This window comes from Buttiauxella izardii (assembly GCF_003601925.1).
Classification (GTDB): Bacteria; Pseudomonadota; Gammaproteobacteria; order Enterobacterales; family Enterobacteriaceae; genus Buttiauxella; species Buttiauxella izardii.
Genome location: NZ_QZWH01000034.1, coordinates 44176 through 65399, shown reverse-complemented (window position 1 = coordinate 65399; position 21224 = coordinate 44176). Strand labels below are relative to the sequence as shown.

Here is a 21224-nt window from a genome sequence, read left to right as displayed (position 1 = left end):
CCTCTAAAATTATTTGCTACGGCGACGTACGATGAATTTATCAGTACGCTTGTTGCTGCGGGTCTTCTTACCTTTGGTCTGAACGCCCCACGGAGTTACCGGGTGCTTACCAAAGTTACGACCTTCACCACCACCGTGTGGGTGGTCGACTGGGTTCATCGCAGTACCGCGAACGGTAGGACGAACACCACGCCAGCGAGCAGCACCTGCTTTACCCAGAACGCGGAGCATATGCTCAGAGTTACCGACTTCGCCCATGGTTGCACGGCAGTCAGCTTCGACTTTACGCATTTCACCAGAACGCAGACGCAGGGTAACGTAAGCACCATCACGTGCAACGATCTGCACATAGGTACCAGCAGAACGTGCAAGCTGACCGCCTTTACCTGGTTTCATTTCTACGTTATGAACAGTAGAACCAACCGGGATATTGCGCATCGGCAGGGTGTTACCTGCTTTGATTGCAGCATCAACGCCAGATTGAATCTGGTCGCCAGCTTTCAGGCCTTTAGGGGCCAGGATGTAACGGCGTTCGCCATCTTTGTACAGAACCAATGCGATATTCGCAGAACGGTTCGGATCGTACTCAAGACGTTCAACAACTGCTGGGATACCGTCTTTGTTGCGTTTAAAGTCAACAATACGATAAGCCTGCTTGTGACCACCACCGATGTGACGAGTAGTGATACGACCATTGTTGTTACGGCCACCGGATTTGCTGTTTTTTTCAACCAGCGGAGCAAATGGTTTGCCCTTATGCAGCTCAGGGTTGACCACTTTAACTACGTGGCGACGACCCGGAGATGTCGGTTTACATTTAACAACTGCCATTGTTTTTCTCCTCCGACTTACTCAGCGCCGCCGACGAAGTCCAGATTCTGGCCTTCCTTCAGGGTGACGTAAGCTTTTTTCCAGTCGCTACGACGACCGATACGCTGTCCATGACGCTTAGTTTTACCTTTAACCAACAAGGTATTAACGCCTTTAACTTCAACTTCGAACAGTTTCTCAACAGCAGCAACGATCTCTGCTTTGGTCGCGTCTTTTGCAACTTTGAGAACGATGGTATTAGTTTTTTCCATCGCCATAGATGCTTTTTCAGATACGTGCGGCGCGCGCAGTACTTTCAGCAGACGTTCTTCACGGATCATGCCAGCATCTCCTCAACTTGCTTAACTGCATCAGCAGTCATAACGACTTTGTCGAAGGCGATCAGGCTAACTGGATCGATTGTTGCTGCATCGCGCACGTCAACCTTATGCAGGTTACGCGCAGCCAGGAACAGATTCTCATCCAGTTCGCCAGTTACGATCAGCACATCTTCCAGGGCCATGTCTTTCAGTTTCTGAGCAAGCAGCTTAGTTTTAGGCGCTTCAACAGAGAACTGTTCGACAACGATCAGACGATCCTGACGTACCAGTTCGGACAGAATGCTTTTCAGCGCTCCGCGGTACATCTTTTTGTTAACTTTTTGACTGTGGTCCTGCGGGCGAGCAGCGAAGGTTACGCCACCGGAACGCCAGATCGGGCTCTTGATAGAACCTGAACGCGCACGGCCGGTACCTTTCTGGCGCCACGGCTTTTTGCCGGAACCAGTTACTTCAGCACGGGTCTTCTGAGCACGAGTACCTTGACGGGCACCAGCTGCATAAGCAACTACAACCTGGTGTACCAGCGCTTCGTTGAAATCACGACCGAAGGTAGTTTCGGAAACAGTCAGCGCGCTTTGCGCGTCTTTCAATACTAATTCCATTGCTATCTCCTCACGCCTTCACAGCTGGTTTAACAATAAGGTCGCTACCGGTTGCACCCGGAACTGCACCCTTAACCAGCAGCAGGTTGCGCTCAGCGTCAACGCGTACTACATCCAGACTCTGAACAGTTACACGTTCGTTGCCCAGTTGGCCTGCCATTTTCTTGCCTTTGAACACTTTGCCCGGAGTCTGGTTCTGACCGATAGAACCCGGAACGCGGTGAGACAAGGAGTTACCGTGTGTAGCATCCTGGGTACGGAAGTTCCAGCGCTTAACGGTACCTGCGAAACCTTTACCTTTAGAGGTGCCAGTTACGTCAACTTTTTTAACTTCAGCAAACAGCTCAACGCTAATGTCTTGACCTACAGTGAACTCTTCGCCTTCTGCAAGACGGAATTCCCAAAGGCCACGGCCAGCTTCTACGCCAGCTTTAGCGAAGTGACCAGCTTCCGGCTTAGTTACACGGCTAGCTTTTTTAGCGCCAGTGGTAACTTGAACAGCACGGTAGCCGTCGTTAGCCAGGTCTTTAACCTGAGTAACACGGTTTGCTTCTACTTCGATCACGGTTACTGGGATAGAAACGCCGTCTTCTGTGAAGATACGGGTCATACCCACTTTTTTACCGACTAAACCAATCATTGTTTCAACCTCTCAATCGTCAATGACCTGATTAACCCAGGCTGATCTGCACGTCAACACCAGCAGCCAGATCCAGACGCATCAGAGCATCAACGGTTTTCTCAGTTGGCTCAACGATGTCAACCAGACGCTTGTGAGTGCGAATTTCGTACTGATCACGCGCGTCTTTGTTGACGTGCGGGGAGATCAGAACGGTAAAGCGCTCTTTGCGGGTCGGCAGCGGGATCGGACCACGTACTTGCGCACCAGTGCGCTTAGCAGTCTCGACGATTTCCGCAGTTGATTGATCGATCAGACGATGATCAAACGCTTTAAGGCGGATACGGATTCTTTGGCTCTGCATGAGACCATAGCTCCAATTATTTTATAGACGAAAAAAATCACTACTCACACCCATTACGATTGATGGGGGAGTGTAATCGTTCATACATAGTTCCCCAATTGGGAACATTGTCGACAGTAGATTCACTGCCGGGCTCTTATCGAACCCGCCGTCAATTAAGACAGGCCCGCGCATTATACGTAAATCGGCCTGTTAAGCAAGCTATGGATACGAATTAAACAATCTTTTGTGTGGGAATACGATAAGCCTGCCAGAGCTAATGTCTTCGCTGAAAATTGAGTTAACTTTTCAGGAAGGTCCTTCGTAAGCTAGCAATTACCATTTTGAGTTTAGTAAGGCCTTCAATTAGCGTAGAAAACCACCTAATTTATGAGTCGGTACAGACAATGCATCCCTCCCCTTCTCTGGCTTTTATACTGTTTATTGGCCTGCACATTCTGCTTTTGATACGCCTGGCCTGGATTGATTACCGACTCATGTTGCTCCCGGACAGACTGAACTACCCCCTGTTATGGTCTGGTTTGCTATTTCAAATCTGTTTTGCTCCTGAACAGCTATCCGACTGTGTCCTCGGAGCTATTATCGGATATACGAGCTTATGGTTACTTTATTGGATTTACTATTATTGGCGTGGCTGTGAAGGAATCGGCTACGGAGATATGAAATTGCTGGCAGCTTTGGGGGCGTGGCATGGGTGGCGGAGTTTAGGATGGATAACATTAGCGGCGGCAACATCTGGATTGATATGTGCCTTGGTAGCGAAAATATTACTTAAGAGTCGTCTTTCACTGACTACCACTCCGCTACCTTTCGGACCGAACCTCGCGATAGCGGGTGGTTCTGTAGGTTGGATATATTCCTCCTTCCCACAGCTTCAAGAACTCAATTTCCTTCTTTGATTTGCGACTGAATATAATTCTGCAAACCAATTTTGGATATGAGGTCCAACTCCGTTTCTAACCAATCGATATGGTGTTCCTCTTCGGTAAGGATTTGGATCAGCATATCTCTACTGACGTAGTCGTGAATGGTATCTGCATAGGCAATCGCTTCACGCAAATCCTTCGCGCCATCCAATTCTAGTTTGAGGTCGGACTGAAGCATTTCTTCGACATCCTCGCCAATATGGAGTTTGCCTAAGTCTTGCAGGTTAGGAATGCCTTCGAGGAACAAAATACGTTCGATATATTTATCGGCGTGTTTCATCTCATCAATGGATTCGTGATATTCAACTTCGTTGAGGCGCATTAAGCCCCAGTTTTTGAACATTCTCGCATGGAGAAAATACTGATTGATCGCGACAAGCTCGTTTCCCAATAATTTATTGAGATAATTTATTATCTTAGTATCACCTTTCATTTTTTACTCCCTCCGCTTCCACTACATGAAGCGTAGATGTAGCACGGAGTAAGTCAAAAAAAAGTGACTGACTTAGGCAATCTCTTTAAATTCTGGGATCTGCATGAGCTCTTCTTGCATGATTTCGCGAGCCGCACGAACACACTTACCGCATTGGTTGCCGACTGGAACAAACTTGCGAAGCTGCTGAAAAGATTGTGGGTGGTATTGGCGAACTGCCTGCCGAATTTTTTTATCACTTACACCATTACACAGACAAACGTACATAAGCACTCCCGTTCAAATTACGCGCAAAGTGTAAATGAGAATAATTATGATTACAATAGCACAAGGATCTGCGTTCATGTTCAAGCGGTAAAAAATGCACAAAAAAAAGAGCGCCTAAGCGCTCTTTTTTCATACAAAGGTATCAGCGATTAAGCGATAACTTTAGCAACAACACCAGCGCCTACAGTACGGCCGCCTTCACGGATTGCGAAACGCAGACCGTCGTCCATTGCGATTGGGTGGATCAGGGTAACAACCATCTGAATGTTGTCGCCCGGCATTACCATCTCAACGCCTTCTGGCAGTTCGATGGTACCAGTCACGTCAGTTGTACGGAAGTAGAACTGTGGACGGTAGCCTTTGAAGAACGGAGTATGACGGCCGCCTTCATCTTTGGACAGGATATAAACTTCTGATTCGAACTGAGTGTGCGGCTTGATAGAGCCTGGCTTAGCCAGAACCTGACCACGTTCGATATCTTCACGTTTGATACCACGCAGCAGAACACCAACGTTCTCACCAGCACGGCCTTCGTCCAGCAGTTTGCGGAACATTTCAACGCCAGTACAGGTAGATTTCACGGTATCTTTGATACCAACGATTTCTACTTCCTCACCAACTTTAACGATACCACGCTCTACACGACCGGTAACAACAGTACCACGGCCAGAGATAGAGAATACGTCTTCGATTGGCAGCAGGAATGGCTTGTCGATAGCACGCTCTGGTTCTGGGATGTAGTTATCCAGGTGACCAGCCAGCTCGATGATTTTAGCTTCCCACTCTGCTTCGCCTTCCAGCGCTTTCAGAGCTGAACCACGAACAACTGGGATGTCGTCGCCTGGGAAATCATAAGCAGACAGAAGTTCACGAACTTCCATTTCTACCAGTTCCAGCAGCTCTTCGTCATCAACCATGTCGCATTTGTTCATGAACACGATCATGAATGGAACGCCAACCTGGCGACCCAGCAGGATGTGCTCACGAGTCTGTGGCATTGGGCCATCAGTCGCAGCAACAACCAGGATAGCGCCGTCCATCTGAGCAGCACCGGTGATCATGTTTTTAACGTAGTCGGCGTGCCCTGGGCAGTCAACGTGCGCGTAGTGGCGAGTCGGGGTGTCATATTCAACGTGAGAAGTGTTGATGGTGATACCACGAGCTTTTTCTTCTGGTGCGTTATCGATCTGGTCGAAAGCACGAGCAGAACCACCGTAGGTTTTAGCCAGAACGGTAGTGATTGCTGCAGTCAGAGTGGTTTTACCATGGTCAACGTGGCCGATAGTACCGACGTTGACGTGCGGTTTTGTACGTTCAAATTTTTCTTTAGACACGGCTATATTCCTTACTGTTGCGCTCCCCCCTCAAGGAGAGAGCGCGGGATCAATGTTTTTTAAAACCCGGGGCTTATTTACCGCGAGCTTCGATTACGGCCTGAGCAACGTTGTTTGGTGCGTCATCATACTTCAGGAATTCCATGGAGTAAGATGCACGACCTTTAGTCAGTGAACGCAGTTGAGTTGCGTAACCGAACATTTCTGACAACGGAACTTCAGCGTGAATCTGAACGCCAGTAGCGTTAGATTCTTGACCTTTCAGCTGACCACGACGACGGCTAAGGTCACCGATAACGTCACCGGTGTTCTCTTCCGGAGTTTCAACTTCAACCTTCATGATAGGCTCAAGCAGAACTGGTTTTGCTTTCTTAAAGCCATCTTTGAAGGCGATAGAAGCGGCCAGTTTAAACGCCAGTTCGGAGGAGTCAACGTCGTGGTAAGAACCGAAGTGCAGACGCACGCCGAGATCTACTACTGGGTAACCCGCCAGAGGACCAGACTTCAGCTGCTCCTGGATGCCTTTATCAACAGCTGGGATGTATTCCGTTGGGATCACACCACCTTTGATGTCGTTGATGAACTCGTAACCTTTCGGATTCGAGCCCGGCTCCAGTGGGTACATGTCGATAACAACATGACCGTACTGACCACGACCACCAGACTGCTTAGCGTGTTTACCTTCAACATCGGTAACTTTCGCGCGAATCGCTTCACGGTAAGCAACCTGAGGTTTACCAACGTTAGCTTCAACGTTGAATTCACGCTTCATACGGTCAACGATGATGTCGAGGTGAAGTTCACCCATACCAGCGATGATAGTCTGGTTGGTTTCTTCATCAGTCCATACGCGGAATGATGGATCTTCTTTAGCCAGACGACCCAGAGCCAGACCCATTTTTTCCTGGTCAGCTTTGGTTTTTGGTTCAACAGCGATAGAAATTACCGGTTCAGGGAATTCCATGCGCTCCAGAATGATCACGTTGTCTTGATCACACAGGGTATCACCAGTGGTCACTTCTTTCAGACCGATAGCTGCAGCGATGTCGCCCGCGCGAACTTCTTTGATCTCTTCACGTTTGTTAGCGTGCATCTGTACGATACGGCCCAGACGCTCACGTGCTGATTTCACCGGGTTGAACACGGTGTCGCCAGAGTTAACAACGCCAGAGTAAACGCGGAAGAAGGTCAGGTTACCAACAAACGGGTCAGTTGCGATTTTGAACGCCAGAGCAGCAAACGGCTCGTTGTCGTCAGAGTGACGAACAGCCGGAGTGTCTTTACCGTCGTCCAGCATACCGTTAATCGCAGTAACGTCAGTTGGAGCTGGCAGGTATTCAACAACCGCATCCAGCATCGCCTGAACACCTTTGTTCTTAAATGCAGAACCACAGGTAACCAAGATAATTTCGTTGTTCAGTACGCGCTTACGCAGAGAAGTTTTGATCTCTTCTTCAGTCAGCTCTTCGCCACCAAAGAATTTCTCCATCAGTTCGTCAGAACCTTCAGCAGCGGCTTCAACCAGTTTCTGGCGCCATTCTTCGGCCAGTTCCTGCATATCAGCTGGGATCTCTTCGTATTCGAAGGTCACGCCCTGATCGGCTTCGTTCCAGTTGATGGCTTTCATTTTCACCAGGTCAACAACACCGGTGAATTTCTCTTCCGCGCCGATTGCCAATTGTAGTGGCACCGGAGTTGCGCCCAGACGTTTTTCAATCTGATCAACAACTTTCAGGAAGTTAGCACCCATACGGTCCATTTTGTTAACGAACGCGATACGTGGAACTTTATATTTGTTTGCCTGACGCCATACGGTTTCAGACTGTGGCTGAACACCACCAACAGCACAGTAAACCATTACCGCACCATCAAGAACACGCATTGAACGTTCAACTTCGATGGTGAAGTCAACGTGCCCTGGGGTGTCGATGATGTTGATGTGGTGTGGTTCGAACTGTTTAGCCATACCTGACCAGAAACAGGTGGTCGCAGCGGACGTGATGGTAATACCACGTTCCTGCTCCTGCTCCATCCAGTCCATGGTGGCTGCGCCATCATGAACTTCACCGATTTTGTGGTTTACACCGGTGTAGAACAGAACACGTTCGGTAGTAGTAGTCTTACCGGCGTCGATGTGAGCACTGATACCAATGTTACGGTAACGCTCAATGGGTGTTTTACGAGCCATTTGATTCCTCTATATCCTGGGACGTTCATTTAAGTAACCCAAAGCGGGCAGCTCACATGAAGCGCCCGCTTGGTGACTAACACTCCGAAGGGATTACCAACGGTAGTGAGCGAACGCCTTGTTGGCTTCAGCCATACGGTGAACGTCTTCACGTTTCTTAACTGCAGTACCTTTGTTCTCTGCAGCATCAGAAAGTTCGTTCGCCAGGCGAAGAGCCATGGATTTATCACCGCGTTTACGAGCAGCTTCTACGATCCAACGCATTGCCAGAGCATTACGACGAACCGGACGTACTTCTACTGGAACCTGATAAGTAGAACCACCAACACGGCGGGACTTAACTTCGACAGTCGGACGAACGTTGTCCAGAGCGACTTCGAAAGCTTCCAGAGCTTGTTTACCAGAACGCTGAGCCAGGGTCTCCAGCGCGGTATACACGATAGATTCAGCAGTAGATTTCTTACCATCTACCATCAGAATGTTTACAAATTTGGCCAGCAACTCTGATCCGAACTTAGGATCTGGAAGAATTTTACGTTGACCAATGACGCGACGACGTGGCATGGGAATACTCCGTTGTTAATTCAGGGTTGTCCAAAACTCTATTGAGTTTGACATTTATTTAAAACGTTTGGCCTTACTTAACGGAAACCATTAAGCCTTAGGACGTTTCACGCCATACTTGGAACGAGATTGCTTACGGTCTTTAACGCCGGAGCAGTCAAGTGCACCACGAACGGTGTGGTAACGAACACCTGGCAAGTCTTTTACACGACCACCACGGATCAGGATCACTGAGTGTTCCTGCAGGTTGTGACCTTCACCACCGATGTAGGAGGTAACTTCAAAACCGTTAGTCAAACGCACACGGCATACTTTACGCAGTGCGGAGTTTGGTTTCTTAGGAGTGGTAGTATATACACGAGTACATACGCCACGTTTCTGCGGGCAGGCTTCCAGCGCAGGCACGTTGCTTTTTGCAACTTTGCGAGCGCGTGGTTTGCGTACCAGCTGGTTAACTGTTGCCATTAAATAGCTCCTGGTTTTAGCTTTTGCTTCGTAAACACGTAATAAAACGGCCTCATATAATATGAGGACGCAGAATTTTAGGGCTGAGCCGAAAAGGTGTCAAGAAATATACAACAATCCTGGATTTTACCAGGTAATCTGCTGTTCGTGTTTAACTGTCAATCCGACGAAATCAGTATAGCTGACCTTAACTATGCCGGTCGAAATTTGAGCAACTAAGCCGCGAGCCTCGATATCTTCGTGCAGAGCGTAAATAGAAATGGGGGCGGCGAGCAGTAAATCAAGGGCTTTGGTCCCTGATAACGCAGCGATGACCGCATCTTGTAGCAATAAAAGATCGTCGCCTGGCTTCACACAGCGCAGCAACGATTCAAGATCTGTTTGAAAAGGTGAGTGTTGTAAAATATGCAGCATATCGCCTCAGAAAGTCAGAACCACATCAAAGTGATGCAGCATTTCGCTCAGCGCCTCTGATTCCAGAGGTTTTACATCAAGCACCCAGGCACTTTCTGGCGACAATCCCCTTTCGCGGATGGAGTCTGCGCAAATATAACATTGTTCAATGTCATACAGTGGCAGCACGCGAAATGTTGCGATGTAATCTCTTGCGAGGATAAGTCCTGGCTGTTGGCCAGGAATTAATTGTAAAACACCGTCACCAATGAAAAATACACCAATGTCTTCGCTTAACGCCGACGTCGCCAGCAATGCATCTAGCCCTTCGCGCCCAGCAGCACTTCCGTGAGGCGATGATTTAAATATAAAAGCCACACGCTTCATCAGAATTGCACCGTTCGATCACAGGTCAGCGATGCTTGCGCCAACGCACCCAGCCCACTTAGCGTGAAACCCGGTTGCAAGTTATGGCAAGGTAAACCCAGTTGAGTCGCTTGTTCTTCGTCCGTAACGCCACGACGCAATGCAGCGGCAACACAAATATGTAGCTCAACGTTGTGTTGTTGATGCAGTTGTTGCCAGGCGCGGACCAAATCAAATTCATCGTTCGCAGGAGATGTCAGTTGGTTAGCGTTATAAACGCCTTCACGGTAGAAGAACACGCTTTCAAGCGTGTGCCCTTGTGCAATAACAGCCTGAGAAAACTGCAATGCGCTACTCGCCTGCTGCGTACCATAAGCCGGGCCTGTCACCAGGATGGCAAAACGCATTACTTATCCTGCCCCTGGAAATCACCGTTTTTGAATTGACGGATATACAGGTACACCGTGTGCTTAGAAATATTCAAACGGTCGGCAACCTGGTTGATAGCATCTTTAATATCAAAAATGCCTTTCTCATAGAGGTTCAGGACAATCTGTCGATTCTTGGCATTGTTAGACACATTACGATCGGCATTCACTTCTTCAATCGTGAATTCCAGCGCTTGCATGACCAAATCTTCTACCGAGGAAGCAAAGTTCACAGAAGAAGCGACTTCTGGCGTTTCTGGCGGAATAAAGGTCGACATAATTTGCGAGAACGGCACATCGAGGTTGATGTTGATGCACAGTAGACCAATAACACGTTCATCACGATTGCGAATGGCGATAGTCTCTGATTTCATAAGCACGCCACTTTTTGCTCGGGTGAAATAGCATTTGGAAACGCTACTGTCCGCACCAGTCATATCATGCAGCATACGTAACGCGAGGTCGGTAATTGGCGAGCCAATTTTGCGGCCGGTATGTTCGCCATTTGCGATACGGATGGCGGAACATTTCAAATCTTGCAGCGAGTGCAACACAATTTCACAATGAGAACCAATCAGCATCGCTAACCCGTCCACTACCGCTTCGTAGGATTTTAATATTTCAAAGTCGGTTTGTTCAAAAGGACGCTGGTCCAGTAAGTCAAGCTCACTGGTTTCATTGGTTAAAAGCGAATTGGACATTTAAAGATACCACCCTCTACAGAGAGCCTGTCGCGCTTAAATGGTGTCAGGGCAGACTCATACTCGTTGTTGCGCAGTCTGCTAAGGTAATACAGCGTAAGATGCGCTTTCCAGCTTTTATTATACCCTGCCTCAAATAAAAAACCGCCGCCCTTGTGGGCGGCGGCTAATCATACCTTACTTGCTCTTAGCTGCTTCAGCTTCAGTAGCAGGTGCGGCATCTGGTTTTGCGTCAGCTTTCGGTGCTGGCTTGATATCCAGCAGTTCAACGTCAAATACCAGCGTGGAGTTAGCAGGGATCCCTGGAACGCCAGTTTTGCCGTATGCTAATTCCGGTGGAATAACCAGTTTGATTTTCCCGCCTTTCTTCAGGTTTTTCAGGCCTTCAGTCCAACCTGGGATAACACCGTCAAGACGGAAAGAAAGCGGCTCGCCACGAGTATAAGAGTTATCGAACTCTTTACCGTCAATCAGCGTACCTTTGTAGTTAACAACAACAGTATCGCTGTCGGTTGGTGCTTCACCCGTACCGGCTTTGTCGATTTTGTACATCAGGCCAGTTGGAGAAGTTTTAACACCTTTCTCTTTTGCGAAAGTATCACGGAAGGCTTTGCCTTTATCCGCGTTTTCTTTAGCGTCTTTTTCCATTTTTGCCTGAGCGGAAGACTTCACGCGCGCTTCGAAAGCTTGCAGAGTCTGCTCAATTTCCTGGTCGGATAATTTGCTCTTATCAGCAAATGCATCCTGAACACCGGCAATCAGCTGGTTCTTATCCAGAGTGATTCCCAGCTTCTCTTGTTCTTTCAGAGAGTTTTCCATGTAACGGCCCAGCGAAGCACCTAATGCGTACGCAGATTTCTGGTCGTCATTCTTAAATGCCGCATTGCTAGCTGCTGGGGTCGCAGGAGCCGCAGCATCTTTAGCAGCAGCCGGTGTAGCCGGGGCAGCGAACGCCGGAGCGCTCAGGGCAACGGCCATCGTGGTCGCCAGTAGCGTTACTTTAAACAGTGATTTCATCCATTTCTCCAGGGCCGGGGCCTCTAACCCCAAGGTTATTATCAACTAAGAGACGTACTATAACGTCGTGGAAGAAATCTACACAATCTCTCCGCGTCTTATCGAGACAAATTCAGACTCTTTTTGTTTAAAGAAGTTTCGTCCTACGCAAAACAGCACTGTAACGAGTGGGATTTTTCAGTAGAATCGCCGGAAATTGTCCATCCGCAGGCCAGGAGTCATTAGCCATGCATCAAAAATCGACCGAACAACGACTGGAAGAACTTGAGAGTCGTCTCGCTTTCCAGGAGATTACAATAGAAGAGTTAAATCAGACGGTAACGGCACACGAATTGGAGATGGTCAAACTGCGCGAGCATTTCCGTTTGTTGGTTGAAAAACTCAAAGCCAGCCAACCTTCGATGGTAGCTTCAGAAGCCGAAGAAACTCCGCCCCCGCATTACTAATTTTACAAAAAGAAAAGGCGTGTCATCGACACGCCTTTTTTATTCTTAACGGTATCCTTTACGGATTAGTGGCAACCGCAACCGCCATTACCGCCGCAACCACCTTTACCATGTTCATGGTCGCCGTGGTCATGGCCGTGACCGCCGCAGCAGCCGCCTTCACCATGGTCGTGGTGATGGTCGTGCTCGCCGTGAACGTGGCCATGAGCCAGTTCTTCAGCAGTGGCTTCACGAATAGCGATAACTTCTACGTTGAAGCTCAGGTTCTGGCCTGCCAGCATGTGGTTGCCATCGACAACAACGTGCTCATCTTCAACTGCGGTAATTTCAACCGGCACTGGGCCCTGGTCGGTATCAGCCATAAAGCGCATACCCACTTCCAGCTCGTCAACGCCCATGAAGACGTCTTTCGGTACGCGCTGAACCAGGTTTTCGTCGTATTGGCCGTAAGCGTCATTTGCGCCAACGTTAACGTCGAAACGATCACCAACAACGTGACCTTCCAGAGCGGTTTCCAGACCAGAAATCAGGGAGCCGTGACCATGCAGATAGTCCAGCGGCGCACTCACCGGAGACTCATCAACCAACACACCGTCTTCTGTACGTACCTGGTAAGCCAGGCTGACCACCAGGTCTTTTGCTACTTTCATGATATCTCCTGAGCGAGCGTGAGAAAAAAACTGGCGCCGATTGTAGCGGAATTTAGCGCCGGTGTACTCCTAAGCTTAAAAAAAGCTGGCGCATCTCGCTAGTCCGGATGAAAAATCCCAATCACTTGCTCTTCTTTGCGAACATGCTCGCGCGCTTGCTTATCGGCCTCACGCATCTGGTGGCCGCACTTAACACACTCAACAATATCGACATTATTCTCACGCCACATCGCGAGGGAATCTCGCGTCTGGCATTCAGGGCAAACTGCCCCGGCAATAAAACGTTTACGCACCGGCATTGGCTTCACCTTATTTATTCAAAATCGTCCCAACCATCGAACTGCCGACGCTCTTGCTGCATCTCACGTTCGAAGATTTCTTCTAACTCACGACGCGCTTCCCGCACCCTGGAGATTTGCGCGTTATCGGTATGAATCGGCATTAACTCACGCAGCATGCTCATATCCAAACGTCGGAAATGAAGCTGCGCGCGATGCGCCTGATGCGGATGCATTCCCAACGTCATCAGCGCTTTACGCCCTAACTCCAGGGCACTGGAAAACGTCTCGCGTGAGAACTGCGTAACGCCAGCTTGCAACAATTCGTGAGCTTCTACACGGCCCCTGGCGCGCGCAAGAATCGCCAGATGTGGAAAGTGTTGTTGACACAAATGAACCACTTTCATTGTGTCTTCGGGTTCGTTACAGGTAATTACAATCGACTTCGCGGTTTCAGCGCCCGCCGAACGTAACAACTCCAGTTCGGTCGCGTCACCGTAATAAACCTTGTAACCGTACTTACGCATCAGGCTGACGGAGCTGATATCTCTCTCCAGCACCGTGATACGCATTTTATTCGCCATCAGTAAGCGCCCAATCACCTGCCCGAAACGCCCAAATCCAACAATAATGACCTGCGGCTGATCGTCTTCCACAAATGGCTTTTCATCGTTTTCATCATCGGCAACGTTAAAGCGTCGAGCAAGAATCGCATCAACACCTTTCATCAGCAGCGGCGTTGTCATCATAGACAGCGTAACGGTCACCAGCAGCAGCGGCATTTGGTCACCGCTGAACAGCTTTTGCGATGAAGCAGTTGAGAACAACACGAATGCAAATTCTCCGCCCTGGCTAAGCACGCCAGAAAACTGCAAACGCTCGGAGCTACGCAAGCCGAAGAACCACGACAATCCATACAGCACACCCGCTTTGACGGCCACCAGCACCACAACGGCCAGGATAACCAGGAAAATATGGGTATAAAGCACGCCCAAATTTAGTGCCATGCCCACCGAGATAAAGAACAGGCCGAGCAATAATCCTTTAAACGGATCGATAGCGATTTCCAGTTCATGCCGGTATTCGCTTTCGGCCAACAACACGCCTGCGATAAACGTCCCGAGCGCCATTGAGAAACCCAGCGCATCCATAAATAGCGCCGAACCTAATACCAATAACAAAGCCGCCGCAGTAAAGACTTCACGCACGCCGGAACCTGCAATAAAGCGGAACAGGGGTTTCAGCAAATAACGCCCGCCAATCAACATGCCTGCGAATGCCAGAACTTTGAAACCGATTTTTATCCAGTCTGTATGGCCATCGTCATTGCCTGCCAGCAGCGGCACCAGAGCAATTGCCGGGATAACCGCTAAATCCTGGAACAGCAGCACTGAGAAACCAAGCTGGCCAGACTCATTGCGGTTCATGCCTTTATCGCGCATCAGCTGCAACGCCATCGCGGTGGATGACATTGCAAGTCCTATGCCGCCAATCACTGCCGCCTGCCAGGAAAACTTCGTCAACATCAGCAGCCCGGCCAACACCACGGCGCTGAGTAATACCTGCGCGGCACCGACACCAAAAATAGAACGCCGGAGCTGCCAGAGTTTGGATGGGTTCAGCTCAAGCCCGATGATAAACATCAGGAAGACAACGCCCATTTCAGAGAAGTGGAGAATTTCATCTACGTCACTGATAAAACCCAGCCCCCACGGCCCGATGGCGATTCCCGCCAGCAAATAGCCGAGTACCGCGCCAATCCCTAAACGGGCAGCAATCGGCACGGCAACCACTGCCGCAAACAAAAACAGCACTCCCGCCAGCAATACATCAGAACCTTCCATCAGCGTCCTCCTGGCAGGGTTGGGGAAGCCAACCATTCACCGTACGCTTTCGCGTGGCTGGCAAGCTCTTGCGGCGACTGGCGGCGAGCCCAGTAAACAATCATCGGGTTCATCCAGTGCATGCGGCACATTGCGGCAGTAAGTTCGAAGGGACGTAAAATATCGGTCAGCGGAAAACGATTAAAACCATCGTGGCGATAAGCACCTTCCGGCTCGCCAGTGGTAATCACACTACGCCAGTACTTTCCCGCCAGAGCGTTTCCTCCCACACCGCTTGCAAAGCCACGGCTCAGCACACGATCCAGCCACTCTTTGAGTAACGCCGGGCAGCTATAGGTATAAAGAGGGTGTTGAAAGACGATGACATCGTGCTCTTGCAGCAGTGCCTGTTCGCGATAAATATCAATAAAAAAGTCAGGATAGTGCGCATAAAGATCATGCACAGTGACATTAGCAAGCTTCTGCGCAGGCTGGAGTAAGACGCGGTTTGCGACCGAGTCTTGTGACTCCGGATGGGCATATAGCAGCAAAACTTTCGGCGGCTGCGACATCATTACCCTCCAGGGCGTCGTCATAGTCTCTAAATTGGGCTACCATGCAGCCCGACGCGGTGCCGTTGGCATCACGTTACCTTTATATAATGACAATTTAACATACTCTGAACATACGGCGCTTTATGATTGTTTTCTCCTCGTTACAAATTCGTCGCGGCACACGCGTTCTGCTGGATAACGCCACCGCTACCATCAATCCAGGCCAAAAAGTGGGTCTGGTGGGTAAAAACGGCTGCGGTAAATCCACGCTGCTGGCGCTTCTGAAGAACGAGATCAGCGCCGATGGTGGCAGCATGACCTATCCTGGTAACTGGGCGCTGGCCTGGGTAAATCAGGAAACGCCTGCCCTGGCGATGCCAGCCATTGAATATGTTATTGATGGCGATCGCGAGTTCCGCCAGCTCGAAACGGAACTGGCAAAAGCCAACGAACGCGACGATGGCCACGCTATCGCGCTGGTTCACGGCAAGCTTGATGCCGTCGATGCCTGGACGATTCGCTCACGCGCCTCAAGCCTGCTGCACGGTTTAGGCTTCAGCAACGAACAACTCGAACGCCCGGTGAGTGATTTCTCCGGTGGCTGGCGTATGCGACTGAACCTGGCACAAGCGCTGATTTGCCGCTCCGATTTGCTGCTGCTCGATGAACCCACAAACCACCTGGACTTAGACGCCGTCATCTGGCTCGAGCGCTGGCTGAAAAGTTATCAGGGCACCTTGATTCTGATTTCCCACGACCGCGACTTCCTCGACCCGGTGGTGAGTAAAATTATTCACATCGAACAAGAATCGATGTTTGAGTACACCGGCAACTATTCTTCGTTCGAGGGCCAACGTGCGACGCGCCTGGCTCAGCAGCAGTCGATGTTCGAAAGCCAGCAGGAGCGTGTCGCGCATCTGCAAAGTTTCATCGACCGCTTTAAAGCGAAAGCCAGCAAAGCGAAGCAAGCGCAAAGCCGCGTGAAAATGCTAGAGCGCATGGAGCTGATTGCCCCGGCGCACGTCGATAACCCGTTCCATTTCAGTTTCCGCGCGCCTGAAAGCCTGCCGAATCCGTTACTGCGCATGGAAAAAGTGAGCGCCGGTTACGGCGACCGTGTGATCCTCGACTCGATTAAACTGAATCTGGTTCCCGGCTCGCGCATTGGCTTGCTGGGCCGCAACGGTGCGGGTAAATCAACGCTGATTAAATTGCTGGCGGAAGAAATCAAACCGTTGCAAGGCGATATCGGCCTGGCGAAAGGCATCAAACTCGGATACTTCGCTCAGCATCAGCTCGAATATTTGCGCGCAGACGAATCCCCGCTGCAACACCTGGCGCGTATCGCACCGAAAGAACTTGAACAGCAACTGCGAGATTACCTGGGCGGCTTTGGTTTCCGGGGCGATAAAGTCACCGAGCAAACCGCGCGTTTCTCCGGTGGCGAAAAAGCACGCCTGGTACTGGCTCTGGTGGTCTGGCAGCGCCCAAACCTGCTACTGCTAGATGAACCGACCAACCACCTGGATCTCGACATGCGCCAGGCATTGACCGAAGCTTTGATTGATTTCGAAGGCGCGCTGGTTGTGGTTTCGCACGACCGTCACTTACTGCGCTCAACCACCGACGATTTGTACCTGGTGCACGACGGTAAAGTCGAAGCGTTTGATGGTGACCTGGAAGATTATCAGCAGTGGCTTGTTGACCTGCAAAAGCAGGAAAACCAGCCGGTTGATTCGACAAAAGATAACGCCAACAGCGCGCAGTCACGTAAAGATCAGAAACGCCGTGAAGCCGAGTTACGCACCATAACTCAACCGCTGCGTAAGCAAATCACTCAGCTCGAAAAGCAAATGGAAAAGCTCAACGCGCAACTTGCGGAAGTTGAAGAAAAGCTGGCTGACAGCGCTATCTACGACCAAAGTCGTAAAGCAGAAATGACCGAATGCCTGCAAACTCAGGTAAAAGTGAAGTCAGCGCTGGAAGAGTGTGAGATGGAATGGCTGGATGCGCATGATCAGCTAGAGCAAATGATGCAGGCTGAATAATCTTGTGGCCTCACTCTTCTCGAAAAGTAAGCGTGAGGCCCACAAACTTAATGCCAAATCAGCAACACACACGCCGCCGTCAGCAGTCCCATAAAGACATTGAAGATTGTCCAGGCGCGGCGGCTGCGTAGCAGTTTGCCAATCATGCTGCCGAACGCAATCCAGATAATGCCCGCAACGATGTTAACCAGCGCAATACCAATACTGATTAACACCACCGAATGCAGGTACTGAGAACCGGCAAGGCTAAAACTGGCCACTGCACCGAGTGCCATCAACCAGGCTTTTGGGTTGATAACCTGTAGCAAACCGCCCTGCCAGAATGGAATGGGAGCCGGTGGCGGCGCATCCGTTTCCAGTTTTTCATAGGTCGCGGTGCCGATTTTCCAGGCTAGCCATAAAAGGTAAGCACTCCCGGCTATCTTCAGGATAAGGTGCAAAGCAGGATACAAAAGGATTAAGCTACCGACGCCAAAGGCCACCAGCAACAGGATGCACTGCATCCCAAGCATGATTCCAATCATCAACGGAATGGTGCGCATAAAGCCGTAATTGGCGCCGGAAGAAGTCAGTAACATGTTATTTGGGCCGGGTGTAATCGCCGCAACCCAAAGAAAACCAAGCATCGAAAAGAAAAGCGTTTCCATGAAATGGGTGTTCCACACCCGATAAGTTAATTAGCAAACTCAATGAAACTAACAGTGTGATATGGCTACGACAAGTCCCGCAGTATTGAATTTTAATCACGAAGAAGATGAGCAATTTCGTCCGTTGAAGGGTGTGAGTAATCCGCACCTGCAAACCATGCTTCCGCGTTTGATTCGCCGTCGCTTAAATTTCAAACCTCACTGGCAGCGTCTGGACATGCCGGATGGGGATTTTGTCGATCTTGCCTGGAGCGAAGACCCACGCCAGGCAATGCATAAACCACGGTTAGTCGTTTTTCATGGACTCGAAGGCAGCCTGCACAGCCCATACGCCCACGGTTTAATTGAAGCCGCCAGCAAGCAAGGGTGGTTGGGCGTGGTGATGCATTTTCGCGGATGCAGCGGCGTGCCTAATCGCATGAAGCGCATTTATCACTCCGGCGAAACCGAAGATGGCACTTTCTTCTTAAACTGGCTCAGTACGCGTTATGGCAAAGTGCCAACGGCTGCGGTTGGGTTCTCGCTCGGCGGGAACATGCTCGCCTGTTTGATGGCGAAACAAGGTGCTGATTGCACGCTTCAGGCCGGGGTTATTGTTTCTGCACCTTTAATGCTGGAGCATTGCAGCGCGCATATCGAAAAAGGTTTCTCCCGCGTCTACCAGCACTATCTTTTGAATTTATTGAAGAAAAATGCCGCGCGTAAGCTCAGAAGTTATCCGGGAACGCTGCCTGTTGATCTGCGCCAGCTTAAAGGAATGCGCCGCCTGCGTGAATTTGATGATTTGATCACTTCAAAGATTCACGGCTTTGCTGATGCTCTCGACTACTATCGTCAGTGCAGCGCGATGCCGTTGTTGCCGCAAATCAAAACGCCGACGCTTATCATTCACGCGAAAGATGACCCGTTTATGGACCATCATGTCATCCCGGATAAAGCGATTTTACCGGCGAATATCGAGTATCAACTGACGCGCTACGGTGGTCACGTTGGGTTTGTAGGCGGCACGCTGCGCCGTCCTGAAATGTGGCTCGAACAGCGTATACCGCAGTGGCTGTCTCAATTTTTGGACCAGTAATATGATGATTCCCTGGCAAGATCTACCTCCCGAAACGCTTGATAATCTGATTGAATCCTTTGTATTACGCGAAGGCACCGATTATGGTGAACAAGAGCGCTCACTTGAGCAAAAGGTGGCTGATGTTAAGCGCCAACTGCAAAGTGGTGAGGCGGTGCTGGTATGGTCAGAACTTCATGAAACGGTGAATATCATGGCTCGCGGGCAATTTCGCGGCTAAGCCTGCCTATACTGCATAATACAACGGCCCTCACCCCACCAAACTTGCTATCACCCATGGAGTTGTTGCCTTATGTCAGCCAAACATCCGGTTATTGCCGTAACAGGTTCCAGCGGCGCGGGAACGACCACCACCAGCATCGCCTTCCGTAAAATCTTCCAGCAACTCAACCTTCGCGCTGCGGAAGTTGAAGGCGACAGTTTTCATCGTTTCACCCGCCCTGAAATGGATATGGCGATTCGTAAAGCGCGCGACCTGGGTCGTCATATCAGCTACTTCGGCCCGGAAGCCAACGACTTCGGCTTGCTCGAACAAACGTTTATTGAATACGGGAAAACCGGCCAGGGTAAATCACGCAAGTATCTTCACACCTATGATGAAGCCGTACCCTGGAACCAAATTCCCGGCACCTTTACTCCGTGGCAGCCCTTGCCAGAACCGACTGACGTTTTATTCTATGAAGGTTTGCACGGTGGCGTGGTCACTCCGCAGCACGACGTCGCGAATGCCGTCGATTTGCTGGTTGGCGTAGTGCCGATTGTCAACCTGGAATGGATTCAAAAACTGGTGCGCGACACCAGCGAGCGCGGGCATTCCCGTGAGGCAGTGATGGATTCGGTTGTGCGTTCGATGGACGATTACATCAACTACATCACGCCGCAATTTTCCCGCACGCATATCAACTTCCAACGCGTTCCAACGGTGGATACTTCTAACCCGTTCGCGGCTCGCGGTATTCCGTCTTTAGATGAAAGCTTTGTGGTGATTCATTTTCGCGGGCTGGATAACATCGACTTCCCGTATTTGCTCGCCATGCTGCAAGGGTCATTCATTTCCCACATCAATACATTAGTGGTGCCGGGCGGCAAAATGGGACTGGCAATGGAATTGATCATGACGCCGTTAGTGAAACGCCTGGCGGAAGGTCGGAATATCAATAATCTGGGCGGCTAATCACCGCCCTTTGTCACTCATTAAGCTTCGATAACTTCATAGCTGTGGGTGATGTTGACGGCTTTTTCCAGCATCAATGCCACGGAGCAGTACTTCTCAGCTGACAAGTCTACCGCACGAGAAACCGCGCTATCTTTTAGCTCTTTGCCCGTCACGATGAAATGCAGATTGATATGCGTGAACAAACGCGGTGCTTCTTCACGGCGCTCGGAGGTCAATTTGACTTCACAATCCGTCACGTTGTAGCGACCTTTTTGCAAAATAGAAACCACATCAATTGCGCTACAACCGCCAGCGGACATCAGAACCATTTCCATCGGACTAGGTGCTTTATCGCCAGAATTACCGTCCATCAAAATCTGGTGTCCAGATGCGGACTCCCCAAGGAAAGTTAACCCTTCAACCCACTTCACTCGTGCCTGCATGTTGCTTCTCCCATTGAAAAATTTGCCTTTCAGAGTACGCAGATTCAGCAATTCTGGCAATGGAAGGCGACCTGCGTCATGCTGAAACGAGACAATAGGAGACACTTGTCAAAAGCTATGCTAAAACAATCCAGATGCTACATCCATACATTGACGTCATGCATGTATGCAGAGGACATCACTAATTACAGGCAGCAAGAATGACTTGCATGCCATCTCCCCAAGGTGGGGAATATTCTAATACTTGCAACGCCAGACAGGATGTTTAGCGTCCTGTCGTTGG

The 21224-nt window shown here is 50.0% G+C and carries 28 protein-coding genes; 6 read left to right on the top strand and 22 right to left on the bottom strand.

The genetic code is table 11. The annotated features are described in order from the left end of the window. Window positions 1-9: 9 nt before the first annotated feature. The 5 genes from rplB to rpsJ are packed head-to-tail and all read right to left on the bottom strand — an operon-like array spanning window position 10 to window position 2736. Window positions 10-831, bottom strand: a complete 822-nt coding sequence (gene rplB / locus D6029_RS15290; protein ID WP_034461780.1) for a 50S ribosomal protein L2 — start codon at window positions 829-831, stop codon at window positions 10-12. 17 nt (window positions 832-848) lie between these two features. Next, the gene (rplW, locus tag D6029_RS15285; protein ID WP_034461781.1) at window positions 849-1151 is read right to left on the bottom strand and encodes a 50S ribosomal protein L23; all 303 of its coding nucleotides are present in this window, start codon (window positions 1149-1151) and stop codon (window positions 849-851) included. Continuing rightward, window positions 1148-1753, bottom strand: coding sequence for a 50S ribosomal protein L4 (gene rplD, locus D6029_RS15280; RefSeq protein WP_034461782.1), 606 nt, complete (start codon window positions 1751-1753; stop codon window positions 1148-1150). The genes rplW and rplD overlap by 4 nt, the downstream gene beginning before the upstream one ends. A 10-nt stretch (window positions 1754-1763) precedes the next feature. Next, window positions 1764-2393: a 50S ribosomal protein L3 gene (rplC, locus tag D6029_RS15275; RefSeq protein ID WP_034461783.1), complete on the bottom strand. Its 630-nt coding sequence runs from the start codon at window positions 2391-2393 to the stop codon at window positions 1764-1766. Window positions 2394-2424: 31 nt separating this feature from the next. After that, window positions 2425-2736 carry a 30S ribosomal protein S10 gene (gene rpsJ / locus D6029_RS15270; protein WP_034461784.1) on the bottom strand — a complete coding sequence of 104 codons (312 nt, stop codon included), beginning with the start codon at window positions 2734-2736 and terminating at the stop codon, window positions 2425-2427. Window positions 2737-3122: 386 nt separating this feature from the next. Between rpsJ and D6029_RS15265 the strand changes: the two genes are divergently transcribed. Beyond that, window positions 3123-3635, top strand: a complete 513-nt coding sequence (locus D6029_RS15265; RefSeq protein WP_120065562.1) for a prepilin peptidase — start codon at window positions 3123-3125, stop codon at window positions 3633-3635. Here D6029_RS15265 and bfr read toward each other — a convergent pair. From bfr to fkpA, 11 genes are all read right to left on the bottom strand, one after another. Further along, entirely contained in the window at window positions 3619-4095 is a 477-nt protein-coding gene (gene bfr, locus D6029_RS15260) for a bacterioferritin (RefSeq protein ID WP_120065561.1), read from the bottom strand. The genes D6029_RS15265 and bfr overlap by 17 nt on opposite strands. 72 nt (window positions 4096-4167) lie before the next feature. Further along, window positions 4168-4362, bottom strand: coding sequence for a bacterioferritin-associated ferredoxin (gene bfd / locus D6029_RS15255; protein WP_120065579.1), 195 nt, complete (start codon window positions 4360-4362; stop codon window positions 4168-4170). Window positions 4363-4511: 149 nt separating this feature from the next. Further along, the gene (tuf, locus tag D6029_RS15245; protein ID WP_115627101.1) at window positions 4512-5696 is read right to left on the bottom strand and encodes an elongation factor Tu; all 1185 of its coding nucleotides are present in this window, start codon (window positions 5694-5696) and stop codon (window positions 4512-4514) included. A gap of 73 nt (window positions 5697-5769) precedes the next feature. After that, window positions 5770-7884 (bottom strand): elongation factor G, encoded by a 2115-nt coding sequence (gene fusA, locus D6029_RS15240; RefSeq protein ID WP_120065560.1) that lies wholly within the window; start codon window positions 7882-7884, stop codon window positions 5770-5772. 93 nt (window positions 7885-7977) lie between these two features. Beyond that, complete coding sequence (gene rpsG, locus D6029_RS15235) at window positions 7978-8448, bottom strand: 30S ribosomal protein S7 (protein WP_034499040.1); 471 nt, start codon at window positions 8446-8448, stop codon at window positions 7978-7980. Between the two features lie 90 nt (window positions 8449-8538). Then, window positions 8539-8913: a 30S ribosomal protein S12 gene (gene rpsL / locus D6029_RS15230; protein ID WP_003023654.1), complete on the bottom strand. Its 375-nt coding sequence runs from the start codon at window positions 8911-8913 to the stop codon at window positions 8539-8541. A gap of 126 nt (window positions 8914-9039) precedes the next feature. After that, window positions 9040-9327, bottom strand: coding sequence for a sulfurtransferase complex subunit TusB (tusB, locus tag D6029_RS15225; protein ID WP_120065559.1), 288 nt, complete (start codon window positions 9325-9327; stop codon window positions 9040-9042). Between the two features lie 6 nt (window positions 9328-9333). After that, the gene (tusC, locus tag D6029_RS15220) at window positions 9334-9693 is read right to left on the bottom strand and encodes a sulfurtransferase complex subunit TusC (protein ID WP_120065558.1); all 360 of its coding nucleotides are present in this window, start codon (window positions 9691-9693) and stop codon (window positions 9334-9336) included. Continuing rightward, entirely contained in the window at window positions 9693-10079 is a 387-nt protein-coding gene (gene tusD, locus D6029_RS15215) for a sulfurtransferase complex subunit TusD (RefSeq protein ID WP_120065557.1), read from the bottom strand. Before tusD ends, tusC begins: the two co-directional genes overlap by 1 nt. Next, entirely contained in the window at window positions 10079-10801 is a 723-nt protein-coding gene (locus D6029_RS15210; RefSeq protein ID WP_034460202.1) for a helix-turn-helix transcriptional regulator, read from the bottom strand. The genes tusD and D6029_RS15210 overlap by 1 nt, the downstream gene beginning before the upstream one ends. 177 nt (window positions 10802-10978) lie before the next feature. Continuing rightward, the gene (gene fkpA / locus D6029_RS15205; protein WP_120065556.1) at window positions 10979-11818 is read right to left on the bottom strand and encodes an FKBP-type peptidyl-prolyl cis-trans isomerase; all 840 of its coding nucleotides are present in this window, start codon (window positions 11816-11818) and stop codon (window positions 10979-10981) included. Window positions 11819-12045: 227 nt separating this feature from the next. Between fkpA and D6029_RS15200 the strand changes: the two genes are divergently transcribed. After that, the gene (locus tag D6029_RS15200; protein WP_120065555.1) at window positions 12046-12264 is read left to right on the top strand and encodes a protein SlyX; all 219 of its coding nucleotides are present in this window, start codon (window positions 12046-12048) and stop codon (window positions 12262-12264) included. Between the two features lie 65 nt (window positions 12265-12329). Here the strand turns inward: D6029_RS15200 and slyD are convergent, their stop codons facing one another. The 4 genes from slyD to kefG form a co-directional block, all read right to left on the bottom strand. Beyond that, window positions 12330-12914, bottom strand: a complete 585-nt coding sequence (slyD, locus tag D6029_RS15195; protein ID WP_120065554.1) for a peptidylprolyl isomerase — start codon at window positions 12912-12914, stop codon at window positions 12330-12332. Window positions 12915-13012: 98 nt separating this feature from the next. After that, a complete protein-coding gene (locus tag D6029_RS15190; protein ID WP_120065553.1) occupies window positions 13013-13213 on the bottom strand; it encodes a YheV family putative zinc ribbon protein in 201 nt (66 codons plus the stop codon). Window positions 13214-13227: 14 nt separating this feature from the next. Beyond that, window positions 13228-15036 (bottom strand): glutathione-regulated potassium-efflux system protein KefB, encoded by a 1809-nt coding sequence (gene kefB, locus D6029_RS15185; RefSeq protein ID WP_120065552.1) that lies wholly within the window; start codon window positions 15034-15036, stop codon window positions 13228-13230. Next, the gene (kefG, locus tag D6029_RS15180) at window positions 15036-15587 is read right to left on the bottom strand and encodes a glutathione-regulated potassium-efflux system ancillary protein KefG (protein ID WP_167456012.1); all 552 of its coding nucleotides are present in this window, start codon (window positions 15585-15587) and stop codon (window positions 15036-15038) included. The genes kefB and kefG overlap by 1 nt, the downstream gene beginning before the upstream one ends. A gap of 125 nt (window positions 15588-15712) precedes the next feature. On the opposite strand from kefG, the gene D6029_RS15175 reads away from it, so the two are divergent. Continuing rightward, a complete protein-coding gene (locus D6029_RS15175; RefSeq protein WP_120065550.1) occupies window positions 15713-17617 on the top strand; it encodes an ABC transporter ATP-binding protein in 1905 nt (634 codons plus the stop codon). 47 nt (window positions 17618-17664) lie between these two features. On the opposite strand, the gene D6029_RS15170 is transcribed toward D6029_RS15175, so the two are convergent. Further along, a complete protein-coding gene (locus D6029_RS15170) occupies window positions 17665-18264 on the bottom strand; it encodes a LysE family translocator (RefSeq protein WP_064561125.1) in 600 nt (199 codons plus the stop codon). Between the two features lie 61 nt (window positions 18265-18325). Between D6029_RS15170 and D6029_RS15165 the strand changes: the two genes are divergently transcribed. The 3 genes from D6029_RS15165 (at window position 18326) to D6029_RS15155 (ending at window position 20516) form a co-directional block, all read left to right on the top strand. Then, the gene (locus D6029_RS15165) at window positions 18326-19342 is read left to right on the top strand and encodes a hydrolase (protein ID WP_120065549.1); all 1017 of its coding nucleotides are present in this window, start codon (window positions 18326-18328) and stop codon (window positions 19340-19342) included. A gap of 1 nt (window position 19343) precedes the next feature. Then, entirely contained in the window at window positions 19344-19562 is a 219-nt protein-coding gene (locus D6029_RS15160; RefSeq protein WP_034460225.1) for a YheU family protein, read from the top strand. 72 nt (window positions 19563-19634) lie between these two features. Next, the gene (locus D6029_RS15155) at window positions 19635-20516 is read left to right on the top strand and encodes a phosphoribulokinase (protein ID WP_120065548.1); all 882 of its coding nucleotides are present in this window, start codon (window positions 19635-19637) and stop codon (window positions 20514-20516) included. A gap of 20 nt (window positions 20517-20536) precedes the next feature. Here the strand turns inward: D6029_RS15155 and D6029_RS15150 are convergent, their stop codons facing one another. After that, window positions 20537-20941 carry an OsmC family protein gene (locus D6029_RS15150; RefSeq protein ID WP_120065578.1) on the bottom strand — a complete coding sequence of 135 codons (405 nt, stop codon included), beginning with the start codon at window positions 20939-20941 and terminating at the stop codon, window positions 20537-20539. Between the last annotated feature and the right edge of the window lie 283 nt (window positions 20942-21224).

Coding starts and splice junctions, on each gene's coding strand:
- rplB (WP_034461780.1), bottom strand. CDS start 831: ATGGCAGTTGTTAAATGTAAACCGACATCTCCGGGTCGTCGCCACGTA.
- rplW (WP_034461781.1), bottom strand. CDS start 1,151: ATGATCCGTGAAGAACGTCTGCTGAAAGTACTGCGCGCGCCGCACGTA.
- rplD (WP_034461782.1), bottom strand. CDS start 1,753: ATGGAATTAGTATTGAAAGACGCGCAAAGCGCGCTGACTGTTTCCGAA.
- rplC (WP_034461783.1), bottom strand. CDS start 2,393: ATGATTGGTTTAGTCGGTAAAAAAGTGGGTATGACCCGTATCTTCACA.
- rpsJ (WP_034461784.1), bottom strand. CDS start 2,736: ATGCAGAGCCAAAGAATCCGTATCCGCCTTAAAGCGTTTGATCATCGT.
- D6029_RS15265 (WP_120065562.1), top strand. CDS start 3,123: ATGCATCCCTCCCCTTCTCTGGCTTTTATACTGTTTATTGGCCTGCAC.
- bfr (WP_120065561.1), bottom strand. CDS start 4,095: ATGAAAGGTGATACTAAGATAATAAATTATCTCAATAAATTATTGGGA.
- bfd (WP_120065579.1), bottom strand. CDS start 4,362: ATGTACGTTTGTCTGTGTAATGGTGTAAGTGATAAAAAAATTCGGCAG.
- fusA (WP_120065560.1), bottom strand. CDS start 7,884: ATGGCTCGTAAAACACCCATTGAGCGTTACCGTAACATTGGTATCAGT.
- rpsG (WP_034499040.1), bottom strand. CDS start 8,448: ATGCCACGTCGTCGCGTCATTGGTCAACGTAAAATTCTTCCAGATCCT.
- rpsL (WP_003023654.1), bottom strand. CDS start 8,913: ATGGCAACAGTTAACCAGCTGGTACGCAAACCACGCGCTCGCAAAGTT.
- tusB (WP_120065559.1), bottom strand. CDS start 9,327: ATGCTGCATATTTTACAACACTCACCTTTTCAAACAGATCTTGAATCG.
- tusC (WP_120065558.1), bottom strand. CDS start 9,693: ATGAAGCGTGTGGCTTTTATATTTAAATCATCGCCTCACGGAAGTGCT.
- tusD (WP_120065557.1), bottom strand. CDS start 10,079: ATGCGTTTTGCCATCCTGGTGACAGGCCCGGCTTATGGTACGCAGCAG.
- D6029_RS15210 (WP_034460202.1), bottom strand. CDS start 10,801: ATGTCCAATTCGCTTTTAACCAATGAAACCAGTGAGCTTGACTTACTG.
- fkpA (WP_120065556.1), bottom strand. CDS start 11,818: ATGAAATCACTGTTTAAAGTAACGCTACTGGCGACCACGATGGCCGTT.
- D6029_RS15200 (WP_120065555.1), top strand. CDS start 12,046: ATGCATCAAAAATCGACCGAACAACGACTGGAAGAACTTGAGAGTCGT.
- slyD (WP_120065554.1), bottom strand. CDS start 12,914: ATGAAAGTAGCAAAAGACCTGGTGGTCAGCCTGGCTTACCAGGTACGT.
- D6029_RS15190 (WP_120065553.1), bottom strand. CDS start 13,213: ATGCCGGTGCGTAAACGTTTTATTGCCGGGGCAGTTTGCCCTGAATGC.
- kefB (WP_120065552.1), bottom strand. CDS start 15,036: ATGGAAGGTTCTGATGTATTGCTGGCGGGAGTGCTGTTTTTGTTTGCG.
- kefG (WP_167456012.1), bottom strand. CDS start 15,587: ATGTCGCAGCCGCCGAAAGTTTTGCTGCTATATGCCCATCCGGAGTCA.
- D6029_RS15175 (WP_120065550.1), top strand. CDS start 15,713: ATGATTGTTTTCTCCTCGTTACAAATTCGTCGCGGCACACGCGTTCTG.
- D6029_RS15170 (WP_064561125.1), bottom strand. CDS start 18,264: ATGGAAACGCTTTTCTTTTCGATGCTTGGTTTTCTTTGGGTTGCGGCG.
- D6029_RS15165 (WP_120065549.1), top strand. CDS start 18,326: ATGGCTACGACAAGTCCCGCAGTATTGAATTTTAATCACGAAGAAGAT.
- D6029_RS15160 (WP_034460225.1), top strand. CDS start 19,344: ATGATGATTCCCTGGCAAGATCTACCTCCCGAAACGCTTGATAATCTG.
- D6029_RS15155 (WP_120065548.1), top strand. CDS start 19,635: ATGTCAGCCAAACATCCGGTTATTGCCGTAACAGGTTCCAGCGGCGCG.
- D6029_RS15150 (WP_120065578.1), bottom strand. CDS start 20,941: ATGCAGGCACGAGTGAAGTGGGTTGAAGGGTTAACTTTCCTTGGGGAG.